General features: G+C 62.7%; 15 protein-coding genes. 13 read left to right on the top strand and 2 right to left on the bottom strand.

Annotated elements, in window-relative coordinates; translation table 11 throughout:
* Nucleotides 1-396: 396 nt before the first annotated feature.
* A complete protein-coding gene (locus RE027_RS00270; RefSeq protein WP_368806240.1) occupies nucleotides 397-1,155 on the top strand; it encodes a TnsA-like heteromeric transposase endonuclease subunit in 759 nt (252 codons plus the stop codon).
* Nucleotides 1,152-1,637, top strand: coding sequence for a hypothetical protein (locus RE027_RS00265; protein WP_368806239.1), 486 nt, complete (start codon nucleotides 1,152-1,154; stop codon nucleotides 1,635-1,637). The genes RE027_RS00270 and RE027_RS00265 overlap by 4 nt, the downstream gene beginning before the upstream one ends.
* On the opposite strand, the gene RE027_RS00260 is transcribed toward RE027_RS00265, so the two are convergent.
* On the bottom strand, nucleotides 1,590-2,600 hold the full coding sequence (locus RE027_RS00260) for an IS481 family transposase (RefSeq protein ID WP_368806238.1): 1,011 nt from the start codon (nucleotides 2,598-2,600) through the stop codon (nucleotides 1,590-1,592). The genes RE027_RS00265 and RE027_RS00260 overlap by 48 nt on opposite strands.
* 154 nt (nucleotides 2,601-2,754) lie before the next feature.
* Here RE027_RS00260 and RE027_RS00255 point away from each other — a divergent pair, with 154 nt between their 5' ends.
* The 9 genes from RE027_RS00255 (at nucleotide 2,755) to RE027_RS00215 (ending at nucleotide 10,268) form a co-directional block, all read left to right on the top strand.
* The gene (locus RE027_RS00255; protein WP_368806237.1) at nucleotides 2,755-4,323 is read left to right on the top strand and encodes a TnsB C-terminal domain-containing protein; all 1,569 of its coding nucleotides are present in this window, start codon (nucleotides 2,755-2,757) and stop codon (nucleotides 4,321-4,323) included.
* On the top strand, nucleotides 4,323-5,429 hold the full coding sequence (locus RE027_RS00250) for a TniB family NTP-binding protein (protein WP_368806236.1): 1,107 nt from the start codon (nucleotides 4,323-4,325) through the stop codon (nucleotides 5,427-5,429). The genes RE027_RS00255 and RE027_RS00250 overlap by 1 nt, the downstream gene beginning before the upstream one ends.
* Entirely contained in the window at nucleotides 5,338-7,386 is a 2,049-nt protein-coding gene (locus tag RE027_RS00245) for a zinc-ribbon domain-containing protein (RefSeq protein WP_368806235.1), read from the top strand. Before RE027_RS00250 ends, RE027_RS00245 begins: the two co-directional genes overlap by 92 nt.
* Before the next feature lie 322 nt (nucleotides 7,387-7,708).
* Nucleotides 7,709-8,167 carry a hypothetical protein gene (locus RE027_RS00240; RefSeq protein WP_368806234.1) on the top strand — a complete coding sequence of 153 codons (459 nt, stop codon included), beginning with the start codon at nucleotides 7,709-7,711 and terminating at the stop codon, nucleotides 8,165-8,167.
* Nucleotides 8,168-8,183: 16 nt separating this feature from the next.
* Nucleotides 8,184-8,756: a hypothetical protein gene (locus RE027_RS00235; protein ID WP_368806233.1), complete on the top strand. Its 573-nt coding sequence runs from the start codon at nucleotides 8,184-8,186 to the stop codon at nucleotides 8,754-8,756.
* A gap of 94 nt (nucleotides 8,757-8,850) precedes the next feature.
* On the top strand, nucleotides 8,851-9,426 hold the full coding sequence (locus RE027_RS00230) for a hypothetical protein (protein ID WP_368806232.1): 576 nt from the start codon (nucleotides 8,851-8,853) through the stop codon (nucleotides 9,424-9,426).
* A gap of 119 nt (nucleotides 9,427-9,545) precedes the next feature.
* The gene (locus RE027_RS00225; protein ID WP_368806231.1) at nucleotides 9,546-9,740 is read left to right on the top strand and encodes a hypothetical protein; all 195 of its coding nucleotides are present in this window, start codon (nucleotides 9,546-9,548) and stop codon (nucleotides 9,738-9,740) included.
* Nucleotides 9,733-10,140, top strand: coding sequence for a hypothetical protein (locus RE027_RS00220; protein WP_368806230.1), 408 nt, complete (start codon nucleotides 9,733-9,735; stop codon nucleotides 10,138-10,140). Before RE027_RS00225 ends, RE027_RS00220 begins: the two co-directional genes overlap by 8 nt.
* Nucleotides 10,137-10,268, top strand: coding sequence for a hypothetical protein (locus RE027_RS00215; RefSeq protein WP_368806229.1), 132 nt, complete (start codon nucleotides 10,137-10,139; stop codon nucleotides 10,266-10,268). The genes RE027_RS00220 and RE027_RS00215 overlap by 4 nt, the downstream gene beginning before the upstream one ends.
* Before the next feature lie 14 nt (nucleotides 10,269-10,282).
* On the opposite strand, the gene RE027_RS00210 is transcribed toward RE027_RS00215, so the two are convergent.
* Entirely contained in the window at nucleotides 10,283-10,459 is a 177-nt protein-coding gene (locus RE027_RS00210; RefSeq protein WP_368806228.1) for a hypothetical protein, read from the bottom strand.
* Between the two features lie 658 nt (nucleotides 10,460-11,117).
* Between RE027_RS00210 and RE027_RS00205 the strand changes: the two genes are divergently transcribed.
* Both RE027_RS00205 and RE027_RS00200 read left to right on the top strand, forming a co-directional pair.
* Nucleotides 11,118-13,661 (top strand): hypothetical protein, encoded by a 2,544-nt coding sequence (locus RE027_RS00205; RefSeq protein ID WP_368806227.1) that lies wholly within the window; start codon nucleotides 11,118-11,120, stop codon nucleotides 13,659-13,661.
* 220 nt (nucleotides 13,662-13,881) lie between these two features.
* Nucleotides 13,882-14,400, top strand: a complete 519-nt coding sequence (locus RE027_RS00200) for a hypothetical protein (protein WP_368806226.1) — start codon at nucleotides 13,882-13,884, stop codon at nucleotides 14,398-14,400.
* Nucleotides 14,401-14,425 lie beyond the last annotated feature (25 nt).

Genomic DNA, 14,425 nt, shown 5'->3' with positions numbered 1-14,425 from the left:
CCGACCGTGGGAGCCCACCGCGGGTTGCCGAGAAGGTGCAAGTCGCGATGAACTTATTTAATGAGTTTATGTCCTTGATGAGGAAAGTGTGTGATTTTTCTGAATCGCCGAGGTGTAGGGGTAGATTGCCTTGGGCTACGGATTGAGTGCGTAGGTCGGGGCGGGGATAAACTCGTTAATCGAGTTTATCCCCGACTGATATAGGGGCGGCTGGTACGGAGGAATGTGACTTGCCCTGGTCTGGCGCGTCGCTTGATACTTGACTGCCGTGCCCGTCGTATCGGCAAATGGTTACGTATAAGGTCCATGCCGGATTTAGGGCGTCTGTGGGAGAAGCAGACGACGCGCTTCTGAGTCGGGCCAAGTGCAACTTGCCTGGACAAAGCGGGGATCATCATGGTTCGACTGCGCAACGACCCTTTTGCCGATGTGAAGTCCTTTGACCGTGTGCTGATGCTGTGGTTGGACGAGGGCGGTGGCACCCACGAGCGGTCGTTGCACCGCCGTGTCACTGATGTAGCCCCGGAGTACCACGGGTCATGTCGGCTGTCGCCGAACTATCAGCATCGTCGTCACTACCTGGGGCAATACGTGTGTGTCGCCACGGGCCAGCAGGTGTGGTTCGAGTCGCTGCTAGAGCAGTCGTGTCTCATGCAGCTAGAGCACGGCGGGGGGATCAAGGCGATAGCAACCCAGCCGTTCTGTCTGGTGTTCCCGCAAGGTCCCCGCCACTATCCGGACTTTTGCTATCTGCGGTCAGACGGAACACGGGTTGTTGTAGACGTACGCGAGAAAGAACGAATCCGTGAAAAAGACCGGGACAAATTCGAACGCACACGGGACATCTGCCAATTCCAGGGCTGGGACTACGAAATTATGCACGGGCTCAGCGGCTGGCAGGCGGAGAACTTGGACTACCTGGGCGCATTCTATAGACCCCACCTCCAGCTAGGAGAAGCGCAATCTCTCCGGCTCATGGACTTCTTGCGGGCGCCCAAGACTTTCGCTGAAGCGGCTTGCTTCTTAGATCCAGAAACACCTGTGCGATTCAAGCCGCACCTGTACCACTCGATCTGGACGCGGGAAATTCTGATCCTCTCCGAAGGCCCCATCTTCGAGGAAATGCTGATCGCTGCGTCGGAGGTGGCGTCGTGAATTTCTTCCGAGTCGGACTCCTCGTCGAGATCGAAGAAGAGGAGTGGCGAATCACGACGATCAGTAGTAAGGGGATCTACGGACTTCGGAACGACCTGACCGGGGCAGCTATCAGCATGGGCTTCGGTGAACTGACGCTGGCTACGGGCCGAACACCGCAACTCGATGACTCCATCAGGTCGCTCGGAAGCCTGAGCGCCGCCAAGAACCCCTCCGCCGCCCGAGCTTGCCTGTTGGCGGACCATATGCGGGAGCTGGTCGACGGAACGCCTCCGGACGGCGGAGAACCGCGTCCGCAGTACGACCTGAGTCTCACCAAAGCCCAGCGATATCAGACAAAGCTGGAAGAGCTGAAGTCCCTCGGTATCCCCATGGGGGATCGCACCTTGAGGCGCCACGTTTCCGGTTACCTCAAAGGAGGCGCGGCCGAGCTCCTAGATGTAAGAGGGCATGACGTTATTGGCACGGGCCGGGATGCGTGAGGCCGGGGGCTGATCGCCACAGGCGGTATGGGGCCGATGGTAGTTGAAGTGGTTGACCCAGATTCCGATCGCGTCTCGGCGGTCCTGCTCGGTGGGGTAGGGACGGGCGTAGAGCACTTCGTCGGCCAACAGGCGGTTGTACCGCTCGACCTTCCCGTTGTGGCGGGGCGTGTACGGCTTGATCCGCTGGTGCCGCCCCGCCAGCGAGGTGACGGTGCGAGTGAAGTCCTTCGCCCTGTAGTTGGCGCCGTTGTCTGTGACCACCCGGTGGATCCTCTCGATCCCATGGGCGGCAAAGAACGCTCTGGCCCGGCAGAAGAACCCGATCGTGGTGGTGGCCTTCTCGTCGGCGAGGGCTTCGGTGTAGGCCAGCCTCGAGAAGCCGTCCACGGCCGAGTGCAGGTAGGTGTAGCCCACCTTCGCCCCGGGCCCGCGCTTGGCCGCCTTCGCAGCCGCGCTGCCGCGGCCGTGGGCGCGCCAGCCGCCGCCGTCGGGGATCTTGCCGACCTTCTTCACATCCAGGTGGACCATGTGCCCGGGCCATGCCGCACGGATCCGCCGCGGTGGGCGTCTCAGGTCGTCCCCGTCCGGGGTGAGGTCGCGCAGGCGGGAGATCCCCAGCCGGACAAGCCACCGACCCACGGTGCGCAGATGCAGCTCGTGCTCCAGACCCAGCAGGTGGCGGTGGATGCGCCTGGCCGACCACTTCCGTTCCCGGCGCAAGGCCTCGATCAACTCGACGACCGCCGACGGGGTGCGCTGAGGGCTGCGCCGCGGCCTCGAGGAACGATCGGCCAACCCCGCCTCGCCCTCGTCGAGATAGCGGGCCACCCAGGTCGCCACCGTCGGGCGGCTGACCCGGAACTCGGCGGCTACGTGGGCCTTGGGGATCCCATCGTCGAGGTGGCGGCGGACCATGCGCAGCCGGCCGGTGGGAGTCAGGGGTGCGTTAATGTGGGTCATGAACGGGCTCTCTTGTGCAGGTGGACGGTGTAGGAACTTCCATCCTGTGGCGAGGAGCCCGTTCCTCATCTCACCGGCGCACCCGTAGCAAGAACCTCATGCCCCACAACACCTAGACAAACGATCCACCCGCCTGCACCTCCCCCTGGACGGCGTGGCCGACGAGGTCATCACGCTCTGCGAAACAGTCCTCGACGACCGGGTCATGAAGTCCAGTACTACGTGGAACAACCTCGGGATCACTGTCCAGGTCGAGTTCGAGAACCGCTGGCCTGACAAGGCGGCGTTGCTGCCGGCCAAGGACCGGATCATCTCGGTGCTCCAGGAGCTGGCCGGTGACCGTGACCCCACCGGCTCGGCCAAGAATCGCCAGAGCGCGCACAACTCGCCCCCTCGCGTCTTCGACTCCCGGCCGGCCCTGTTGCCCGGCGGAGAGGTCCAGATCGACGGTTCTCCATTCGACGTTATTGTCCGGATGCCTGACGGAGAACGCGGCAGGGTCGTGCTGACCATCATGATCGACAAGGCCACCAAATCGATCCTCGCCACAAGCATCCAAAGGCGAAATAAGGGTCTGGATGTTGGCACGATGCTGGCGGACTCGCTCACGCTCCCCGCTCTGCGTCCCACCGGCGAGGGCATCATCGACGGCTGGACGTTGCGACGGATGGTGTTGCCGTGGGCCTTTCTTTTCGATGAGGAAGAGCAACAGAAATGGGATACGGCTCGACCTGCCGTGATGATCCAACGCCTCGTCACGGACAACGGTCGCGACTATCGCGGCAAGGTAGTCGAAGCGGCCTGTCACAACTTCGCCATCACGCTGATTCCGGCCGCATCACGCACACCCACCGACAAAGCCATCATCGAAAGTGTCTTCTCCACGATCAAGACCCGGTTCGTGATGCACCTACCTGGCCAGACCGGCGGCACGGTCGAAGCCCGCGGCTACAAGCCAGAGACAGAGAACCTACTGACCGTCGAACAACTGATCTGGTTGTTCGACCGTTGGATCACACAGGTGTGGCAGAACACCCCAACGGAGGGCTTACGCAACCCGTCGACACCCGCGGCGCCCCTACTGAGCCCCAACGCCATGTACGCCGCCATGTTCCCGTTTGTCGGCTACGTCCCGATGCCGTTGAGCGAGCGTGACTACATCACGTTGCTGCCCGTTGACTACCGCACGATCCAGAAAGACGGGGTGCAGTTCCACAACCGGATGTACGACTCGCCAGCGCTGGACAAGTACCGCCTCCGCCATGCTCGCTCCGGCGGGCAGACCAACTGGGAAGTGCATTTCAAGCCCACGGACCCCACTCGCATCTGGGTTCACCTCCCAGACGAGGACGTCTACGTCACCTGCCGTCTCAAGGAGCGCAGGCTTCGATCCCCGCACGCCCAGCGCGAGTGGGAACTCGCCGGGGAACTGTCCAAGGTCTACCGGCCGGTGGCGCCTGACCAAGGCATCCGCGACACCATCACCCTCATCGAAAAGGCCCAGAAGCAATGGCGCCGCGAAGAGGCCCAGCGTAAGCAGGATGAAGAAGCTGAGCACCTAAACGAGATTCAGGGACGCGGAGCAACCGCTGGGCGCTCCAAGCTCGTGCCTGCCGACGACATGGATACCGCAGGCAGCAGGAACAACGGCTCGGACGCGGACACATCGTGGGGCGACGTCGAGTGGGAGGCCGATGATGCCATCGGCTTCGAGGAGGACTGATGAGCCGCTACAGGCGCCGTGATCGCAGCGGACGAGACCGCCACCATTACTCCGGCTACCTCGCTTGGCTTCGAGACCACCACGAGGCCTTCAAGCCCCTTCCCCTGGACCAAGTGACGGCCATGGGCAGCCAGGAGCGCTTGAACTACGACGAGCAACGCCACGCATACCTGAGCCGCGGCATCACCGTCAGGAGCCGCACCGTCAGAAACCTCGATGACACCGTTGATCAGCTCATGGACCAAAATCACGCCCGTCGCGGCGGAGGGTGCGGTGCCTTCCTTTCAGCGCCATCCGGCTACGGGAAAACCACGGCCATACATACCGTGCTGGGCAGCGTCTTGGGCGTGATCCTCCAAGAGGAGCCGACGTGCATGCAGAGCGGGCAAATACCCGTCGCCTACATCGCTATCCCAGCCAGCGGTACCCAAAAAAGCATCTACCAGGCCATAGCCGACTACCTCGGCATCCCCTACACCGCTGGGACCTACGAACCAGAACTGGCGACTATGGTGCGCAACGGCATCAACAGATCCCAGATCGATCTGCTTGCCATCGATGAGGTCCAGAACTTGGACAACGCGGACCGGGCCGAATCGGCTGCCGATGCCTTACGGCGCCTCGGCGATGAAGTAGACGCGACACTGATCCTCGCCGGCATCGACCTCGAACACTCCACGATCACACTGGGATCTCGTGGAGCTCAGATCGCGAATCGCTATACGCGTGCCGCGGTCTTCGACTACTCGGACGAAGAAGTCACTGACTATCAAAGCGCCTGGATGTCGTTGGTGGGGGGAATGATCGAAGCCCTGCCGCTCTACGCCACCGGCTCGAAGGACGTCCAAGTTCTGGCTCCGTACCTGAGGAAGATGACAGGCGGCAGCGTCGGCATGCTGAACTCCGCTCTCACCCAAGTTGCCCGAACTCTGATCAAGAACGGGAACTTGCCGGCCGAAAGAATCACCGTCGAGCATCTACGTGGAGTCTCGCGCACCCTGCAGGCCGAGAGACATGAGCTGTCCCAACGCGACGTGGTTAACGACACAACGAGCGACAAAGGCCGCGGTCACCGCCAGAAGACCACGGGAGGAAAGGATGACTAATCCACGTCTGCCACTGGCTCCTCGGTTGGTGCCGCCTGCTGTCACTGGCGAAACCGTCGTCAGCTATGCCGCACGGATCGAGGAACTGCTGGAGGCTCCCGCGGGGTTGCTGACCAATAAAGCTCGCTGCGAGCTTCGCGCACGCGGTCAAAAGTCTTTCACCGTCGAAATTCTCCTCGCGCACCTGGCTGACCTTCTTGAAGAGCTGTGCCGACTGCCGGAGGGCACTTTCCAGTGCGCCGCCTGGGACATGGCTATGGCTTGGCACTCCTGCCCGGGGTGCGGGCCCCTCGGCGAGATCATTCCCTCAGCTGGCCGGTATGTCTGCCAAACCCACCTATTTTGGACTGGACCCGTCCGACCACTAGAACACATTCGGTGGATTCCTCGACGAGCCGGCAAAGCTCACGGAACGCTGGTCGACGCCTCAGTGGCCGCCGCCGCCTGCACCATCGAGGATGCGACAACAGTGCATCCCCGTCTGATGGAGGTCTGCATCAATCGCGGGATATCGGCCGCTTCTCGCGGTCAGAGCGACACGTGTGGGCCAGAGGAACTAGTGATCGCCGCATGCATCGCGCACACAGTTCTGTCACCGGTTGTGCTGAACTCCGTAGCCAGGGCCACAAAGTCCGATATCGCTTATCAGGTTGTACATGCATCAATCCAGAGGGCTATGCGCAACTACTCAAGGGACTGGGAAAAAATCCTGTTCGAAGCTGTGGTGGACCAGGCGTGGCTCCTGTTGCGCGCAACGGCGATCGCGGCACGCATTTCGAATGGAAGAACACCGCCCGTAGATGACTTCATACCCTTCGTAGATGTGCCGGCTCATCTGAATAATGGAGCATGGGGCGGTGAACCAGGGGAGTGGCTGGCCCTGTTGCGGACGCAGGACCGTGGAGATGATGAATGGTGGACCGACAGATTCGCCTTGGACAGCCCAGGACATCGGACACTGTTGTGCCCAGACGGACACCCAGTCCGGCACGTCCCCGCCCATGCCCGCCGCTACGCAGGCAAGGACTTCCACTGCGTTATCTGCGTCGGTTCTCGTCCCGTACCCGGACTGACCACCCTGGCGGACACAGACCCACACATCGCCGCCGAATGGCATCCAACTAGGAATGGTAGCGCCACACCCGACCAGTGCTCCCGCGGATGTAACGACAAAGTCTGGTGGTTGTGTCCCCTTGGGCACCCATACGACGCCTACATCACCAATCGCACTCTTCAAAAAACCGGGTGCCCTCGCTGTTCCGGCAACAGAGTGTGGCCTGGAGAAAACGACCTGGCCACTACCCACCCTCACTTGGCAGCTCTCTGGGATCCCGAGGCGGACAATCCGCCCGCCTCGACGGTCTCCGCCGGAAACAGCTACACATACATTGTCCTTCTCTGTCCCCAAGGGCATCACTTCACTCGGCTCCCCAGCAACATGGTCACTGCCAAAAACTTGTGCCCCAAGTGCTTTGGGCCGACGCCGACTCCAGGAGTGAACGACCTGGCAACGACCCACCCTGAAGTAGCGGCCTGGTGGCACCCCGACCGCAATGGAAAACTGATGCCGACTGATGTGAAAGCCAATTTGTCCCGGAAAGTTTGGTGGCAATGCCCAAACGGCCACCCATTTAATATTTCCGTTGCCTCCCGAGTCCGTCAACCAATACCTACATGCCCGGTCGAAAATGGCCGACACCTGCTCATTGGCACGAACGATATTGCCACAAAATACCCGAATCTCGCGAGGGACTGGGACCGAGAAAAAAACGGCATTGGACCTGAAGACACGGTCCCTGGTAGCAAGAAATGGTTGTGGACTTGCTCAGCCGGTCATACTCAACAGAAAACTACGCAGGACCGGCAACGAGCGGGAGGTTGCACCCTCTGCGCCCCAGAAGACCGGGTGGCTCAACTGAACTGGCCGTCCACACCTGCTCACCGGAAAAATAGATAGGCATACGCGGGGATTCGTCAATTATTGCTGGCTCGCAGACGGAACTCGAAAAACTACCGGAGGACCATTGGATGGCTATGTCGAAGAACCCACTGCGGTGGATTAACGGCCCCGTGACAGACCTGGTTGCGGGCTTCCTTCCACGGAATTACCTAGGTCATGGCAATGCGGAGCGCGGCCCCAAGAGGGCGACCATGCGTTGGAGTGATGTACTTCCGGCGATGTCCGCACACATAAGCACGAATTACGACTATTGATTCTCATTGCCTGTACCTGTAGACGGCTACCACAAACGCCCTTCGACCCATTGGAGCACCCACCGATGACTACATCCGGCAAGACGCACTCGCTCCTCGCCAACAAGGGGTTGCTTGTGCCACTCGGGCTGGTCGTGCTCCTGATCATGTTGTACGTGGCCGGCGTACCCTGGGTGATCGTCGCCCTGGACGGGTTCTGGGAAGGGGTGGACCGCTTGGCTGAACACCCGCGGATTTGGTCCTTCCTCACCGCCCTGTCTTGGGCCGTCGCCGCCTTCTTCGTCTACCGCTTCTACCGGCTGTACCTCTGGGATAAGCGCGTGTCGTCCGCGATGGAGGCGGTCGTGGCCCCGTCGTCGGCCAGACAGGAACTGGGCTGGCGTTCGCTGAGCCATCTCGCCACGGCCGATGGACTGCCGAAGAATGAGCGGGCCTGGCTGTCGGCCGTGCTCGACGATTTCCAGGAGCGGGGAGCACATCCGCCCTCGACGTCCCCGGTCTGTGAACGTTGCGGGAGGGGATGACTGAATGAACGCTCGGATGGAGGCTCCCGTCATTGAGTTGCCGTGGTGGTTGGACTACGTCAATGCACTGGCGTGGGCTGGGACATGCCTCGCCCTGTTAGTCGCCGCCTATTTCTTCTGGCGCACTCACATGTTGAGGAGGCGCAGCGAGATGCGCTCAGAGCAGTGGGAGTCACTGGCCAGAGCGATCGACCAGGCCCTCGATGCCCGGGAATGCCACCAGTTGAATATCAGGATGCTCATCCTCGTGCATCTGACGAGGCTGCACGAGTTCCGGTTCGGTGACGACCAGCTGCTCGCCGACGTCAATGCCGTGCTCGCCCGGCGCATCGTTGCAGGGAAACTGTGCTCCGCCGATGCATCGGGCCCTGAGGTCGTCGCTGGTCCTATGGCTTTCGAGGGGGAGGGAGGCGCGCGACCGGTCCCCGGAGTACAGGAGAAACGGCGGGGACAGGAGGGCCACGGTGCGCTCGGGGTGATTCACGTTGACGCGCTTCAACGGGAGGTGCGGTACAGATCCCAGGAGGAGCGCGTGCTGCTGGAGCTGTCCAACGAACTACAGCACATCCTCAGCCGCCCCCAGCACTGATTCTCGGATCGCCTCGGTGTGCCACTGCAAAAGATGGTCCTCCTGGCTGGTTAGGCTGAAACCTGACGCCTCGCACGCATAGGAGGAACCGGGCATGGGCGGCACTTCGTCGACGTATCGCTTTCCGCGTGGTGATACCCCGCACCAGTGGAAACTGGGTGCCTGGGCCGAGGCGACGGTGCCGAAACTCGAGGACGTCGCCTCTCGCTACGGCGACTACATCACCTACGGGGAGCTCGCGGAGTACTTATTCGAGCGCACCAACGTTCGCACTGATCAGCGGCTGGACTACTGGATCAGGCACGTCCTAGGCATGGTCTTGGACTACTGCGCCACCATGGGACTGCCAGCCTTGCCGGCGTTGGTGGTGCAGAAGAAAACCGGGATGGTCGGCCCCGGCTTCAGCGCCTGGCTCCCCAAGATCGGCCTTACCGCCACACAAGAGCCCAAAGTCCTGGAATGGGTCGCAGCCCAGGAACGGCTCAAGTGCTACCAGCACTTCGGCGCCAACGTCCCGCCGGAGGCGCGACCGACACCCACACGGGAGTACGCCGCATTGCTGAACCGAGATGAGCGCACCGCGTCGAAGCGGACACCGAAACCCGAGGCGACGTGTCCGGGGTGCGGGACGGTGCTGCCCATGTCCGGGCAGTGCGACACCTGCTCCTGACCGCTACCGCTTCACCGTGGCACGCGTCCCACTGACGCGGTTTGGCGCCCTACGCCCCGTTCTTGCCGGGAGGGGGGAATACCGTAGCGCCCGCAGGGGCCACCGGTCACACTGGTTCCATGGACGCCGAGGCCGCCAAGCAGGAGCGGGTGCAGATGGTGCTGGCACGCGCCCGTGAGGTATGGCCGAATGAGGCGGTGGAGGAGTGGGTGCACGGGTCCAACGACGTCCTGGAGGGTGCCCGGCCTGTCGACCTGGTCCGGCGCGGCCGCACCGACGAAGTGCTGGCAGCGTTAGAGGTGGAACGTGCCTGAGACCGAAGTTGCTGGCTCCGAGGGAATGAGCCCCCAGTACGCAAGGTCCCTGCAAGCGGAGCGCTACTGGTGGCGTCGAATCGAGTCCGAGCACACCTTCGCCGACGCCACGGAAACGGAGGTCGAACTCATCCGCGCGGGCCGTCTCCTCGGCCATCACTACGGTGGCACCTACCGTCGCCCCGCTTTTCAATTCGATGCGGACACCGGTGAGGTCCTGCAAGTGATCACCGCACTGCTGGAAGTTGCACGGAGCTACCAGGTGCCGGTACACGACGTCATTATGTGGTTGTGCACCCGTTCGACCCTTTTCGCGGAGCAGGACGAACCCATGAATCACCTGCGTGATTCGCAGGTCTTGCTGGCCGCGGCACGGGACGAGTTCGGAGCCGTGTGGTGAGCGCCGAAAACCCTTCTAATAATGACCGGGAGCAGCAACAGGACGCGGGTGAAGCCCGCGTGCAGCTGCTCATCACCAAGACCCTCGAGCGATACGAGCGCCGGCGACGACGACAGGCCGAGGAGTAGATTTCACCTCACCGTCAAGATCGACGTATCGAGTTCAACGCTGCCGGCCGCTCGGCTTCGGTGAGGATGCCGGCGATAGGGGAGACCTTTCGCATCTCGATCCCGTTCACCTCGAGCGAGACGAGCGCAGCGCAGATTCCCTCGACGTCCCCCGGCTCGACCAGGCGCCGCCACCGGACGAGGTTCTGCACGTGCGGGCGCCCCTGTACCCCGGTCTCCAGCCAGTTTTGGTTCGCCAGGATCCACTGCGTCTACAAAGCCTGGGCAATTTCGTCCAATCGCTCGGCCAGCCCCCGGTGCAGTGCTAGGGACGGCCTCACGGAGATGCCTTTCACGCTCATGTTCCACTCGCCCGCCCCGGAACCGTGCCCTAACTATCGCGAATTCCGAGCGTACCCACTGATGCGTGCCCCAGACCAGACCTAACCTGAAGACGCCCGTCACCATGAGCGCGACCATGGGCCTGGTAGCGGGGAAAGTGGCAAATATGTCACTGAGGAGGTTCACCACGTGCAGAGTCCAAGCGGACGCCGTCTAACAGACAAGCGTGATCAAACGAATGGGCAATGACGACACATGTCGTCGGTGGTGCCGAACTTATGCCTGGGCGCAGGGACGACCGTGCAAGATAGGCGTGTGCACTTGTGAAGATAGCTGGTGGCAGGGGCGCTAATCAGGCTGGCAGCAGTCACGGATAAGCAGGTCATCGTTGACCGAGGAGAGGCCTATGGCTTACATCGATTTGCCTCCCGTCATCGTCGCTGTACGCGGGCATTACTGCAACAGGCTCGGCAAGGCAGCCGCCGTAAGAGCGCGGTCGTTGCGCGCTACGACCGGGGGTACAAACCGATGACAAGCCGTCCGCCGACCAGCAGCGCGCGCCGGGCGTCGAGCCAGCAGATTGCTGCCGCCGCCGGGAACCTCCGCAACCTTGAGTCACAGCTCCGGCGACTGAGGGCTCCGGACCCGAGCCTGGCCGAGGTAACTACAAGAATTGGCAAAGAGCTGGGATTCAGCAATCAGCATGTGGGCCGACTGCTGCAGCGTGCAGGCATCACTTCGCCGTTGCGGCGCACGCTCACGGCCGAGGCCATCGACCGGTTCATCGCCGAAGCGCGCGAGGCCCGAGCCACCTATCCGGACCCTCGCACCCGGGCGAAGGGGGCGAAGTCCGCGGCCGTGAAGGTCACGGCCCCAAAGAATGCCGTTTTGAAGTCGTCGGTGACTGCCTGGCGGGCGTCGTCGGAGCAATTATCGGCCGCTGGTCGCACGCTGACCAGCTACCAGCGATGGTCCCGAGATCGCTCCCAGCAGCCGCCAACAATGGCGGAGCTGACTCGCGAACTGGCGCTGGACTTGAGCTTTCACGAGTCCCACGTCAGGCGGTTGCTCCGCGAAGCGCACATCGCCGACCCCCTCAGCGCGACGATGGGCCATTCCAACATCGGACGATTCCTGCGCGCCACCGAGGTCTCAACCGTCACCTATCCCGGGCCTTACCCCCAACGCTCGGCAGTGGAGATGGCGGCCGCCCCGAGCGGCACGAAGCGCGAGCAAAAGATGGCCCGGGTGCGGGCCGCATTCCGAGCCCACCGGGCGGTGCTGGACGACCCTGGACTTACCGACTCGCCCCTGGAGGAACTCGTCGCTGCCGTGTCGAATGCCTCCGGAATCCCGGCTGACCGGATCGCAGAGGCCATGCAGATTGCCGGTGTTGTGGAGCCGCAACGGCTGACCGTCACAGCTGAAGCGGTGGAGAGCGTGATCGCCGAGGCATTTAACTGCGCGCCGGCCGATGCAGAAAGCTGGCCCAGTCACACACCGGTCCCGCGTACAGCACCGGGGCGCTACCCGGTGCACGCCCGGTTCGCCGGCCCCGACCAATTGGCAGCCGTGCGCCTGGTGCTGCGCTCGGCCCGCGAGGAGATCGAGGCGGCCGGGCAGACGAACTCGCTGCACCTGGCGGAGCTGGCCCGGCGAGTGGCCAACACCTTGACGTTCTCGCTCGAGCACGCCGCCGCTCTGCTGAGCGAGGCCGATATTAGAGAACCCCTGCACCGGACCCTGAAGCAACGGCGAATCGACCGGTTTATTAGAGTCGCTTACACCTCAGCGGCTCGCTATCCGGTGCCCGCCCCGATCACCAAGCCAAGTGCGGCTACGGCTCACAAAGCCCCCGAGGCCCCTGATGATGCTGGGCCACCCCTCCGGGAAGCTGCTTCGCTCCAATTCGTGAATCCCACCGGGCCCATCCCGCAACTGGGGGCGGAGCTGATGGACGAGCAGGCCTTGGCGGCCTATGTCCAGCGCATGTCCAACCGGAGCACCACCCCGGGGGCGGACCCGTCCACCGCCCCGGATCCCGCCGCCGTTCGTGCTGTGGCGGCGTACATCGACCGGAAAAGCGAGCATCCTGTATCCGGAGAAAACCCGGCAGATGCCCCGGACCAGCGAGCACAGCCGCAGCTCCAGCAACAGTTGCAGACGACACAGCCGAAGGCTCTGCCCAAGCATCGAAGCCCGCAGTACCCCGCCTGCCAGCGGCTGGCTGAACACTGGGCCACCTCCACCCCGGCTAACCGGATGGCCGACCTCTATCTGGCACTCATCGAGCTCACCACCTACCGCTCCACACCCCAGGCACAAGCCCTGGCCGAGATCGCCGCCGACCGCTTCGGCATCCACACCGACGCCACCACCGGGGCCCGACTCAACGACCGCGCCACCCTGCTCTGGCGAGCCGGTGAGGGCGGAGCGCAGCTGGATCACCTGTCCCGGCTGGAGCGGCGGATGCGCGGAGTCTTCTACGACGGCCACCGCGACCGGATCACCGCCTGGGACTCCTCCACGAAGACTATGCTGCTCTACACCTGCACCGGCGCCGAACTACGCACCGCAGCCCAGGCCGCCCACGACTATGGTGACCTGATTATCCCTGCCATGCGCCACCAGTCCGTAGGACCAACCTCCCAACCCACCGGAGCCGAGGACCCAGCACTCCTACTGGCGGTGGCAGCCGACCAGCTGGGCCGCCAAGCCGCCCGCAGATTGCACCCTTCCACACCCATACCTCGTCACGAACGCCTAGAGCAGCCCGCGGCTACCAAGCCCGCCACGCGCTCCGTCTCAGCCGCCACCTGGGTCCAACCCGTCTCCGGAGACTGGGGCCAACTCGTCATCGGGCACCTGGACCGCTCCTACGCCCGGCACACCCCGGGTCCACGCTCACGAGCGGCGACCACTGTTCGAGAGTTCATGCGTCGCGCCCCAGGGACGGCGAAGAACGCCGAGAAGACCGTGAAGGTGCAGTCCCACCACCGCAAGGGCACCGGCCCGGGGGACCCCACCCCGACGGTGACGCGGGTCAGTGGACGCCAGCGCCTGTGGCGGTAAGGGGACAGCGGAGGAGGACTGCGGCATGTGGCCCTTAGCTTGCGCTTGAGCCGTAGAAGGCACAGAAGAAATGGATCGAAGACGTGCCCTACCGGCCATACCCGACGGCTACGGGCGAGCGAACACCACCGAGATAACTGCAACTACGCCTGCTGTGCAGAAACATTCTGTGTCACATGTCAAGGAACTTCCTCCGTGATGGCTACGATCCAGTAAGTTTGTGATCGCATACATTGGTAGGGCTGAGCAGGGGGAACTGAGCGTGTACCAAGAGCCGAGAAAGATGGGTCGTTCCAAGCTTCCGCACCAGCAGAAGCTACATATCTGGGCAGAGGCAGCTATTCCCATTTTACAGGAAGTCGCCACTGGGGATGACGGATACATCACTTATGGCGATCTTGCCCGGCTAGTGGTTGAGAGAACCGGCCGGTCCACAACGATGGAGACACGACTGTGGATCGGCAAGGTTCTGGGGATGGTATTGCAGCGCTGTCGTAAGAGGGGGTTGCCTGTGCTGCCTTCACTCGTTGTCCAAGCCGACACAGGGATGGTCGGGATGGGGTTCAACTACTGGCTAGAACTCACCGAACAAGAACCGCAACAGGACCAACATGCGCTGGATTTCATCGCGGCCATAGAAAGAACGAAATGCTTCAATACATACGGGCATCCAAGCCGGGGAGCCGCGGGGCCTACCCGCACTCCTTTGTACAAGAAAAAGCAGTGCAGGAGCGGCTAGCACATTGGTAGCTTGAAACTGCGAC

This window comes from Kocuria sabuli (assembly GCF_040981185.1).
Classification (GTDB): Bacteria; Actinomycetota; Actinomycetes; order Actinomycetales; family Micrococcaceae; genus Kocuria; species Kocuria sabuli.
This window is presented reverse-complemented; position numbering and strand designations above follow the sequence as displayed.

Excerpts from the sequence above, each read along its gene's own strand:
- RE027_RS00270 (WP_368806240.1), top strand. The coding sequence starts at position 397 with ATGGTTCGACTGCGCAACGACCCTTTTGCCGATGTGAAGTCCTTTGAC.
- RE027_RS00260 (WP_368806238.1), bottom strand. The coding sequence starts at position 2,600 with ATGACCCACATTAACGCACCCCTGACTCCCACCGGCCGGCTGCGCATG.
- RE027_RS00250 (WP_368806236.1), top strand. The coding sequence starts at position 4,323 with ATGAGCCGCTACAGGCGCCGTGATCGCAGCGGACGAGACCGCCACCAT.
- RE027_RS00245 (WP_368806235.1), top strand. The coding sequence starts at position 5,338 with ATGAGCTGTCCCAACGCGACGTGGTTAACGACACAACGAGCGACAAAG.
- RE027_RS00240 (WP_368806234.1), top strand. The coding sequence starts at position 7,709 with ATGACTACATCCGGCAAGACGCACTCGCTCCTCGCCAACAAGGGGTTG.
- RE027_RS00235 (WP_368806233.1), top strand. The coding sequence starts at position 8,184 with ATGGAGGCTCCCGTCATTGAGTTGCCGTGGTGGTTGGACTACGTCAAT.
- RE027_RS00230 (WP_368806232.1), top strand. The coding sequence starts at position 8,851 with ATGGGCGGCACTTCGTCGACGTATCGCTTTCCGCGTGGTGATACCCCG.
- RE027_RS00225 (WP_368806231.1), top strand. The coding sequence starts at position 9,546 with ATGGACGCCGAGGCCGCCAAGCAGGAGCGGGTGCAGATGGTGCTGGCA.
- RE027_RS00205 (WP_368806227.1), top strand. The coding sequence starts at position 11,118 with ATGACAAGCCGTCCGCCGACCAGCAGCGCGCGCCGGGCGTCGAGCCAG.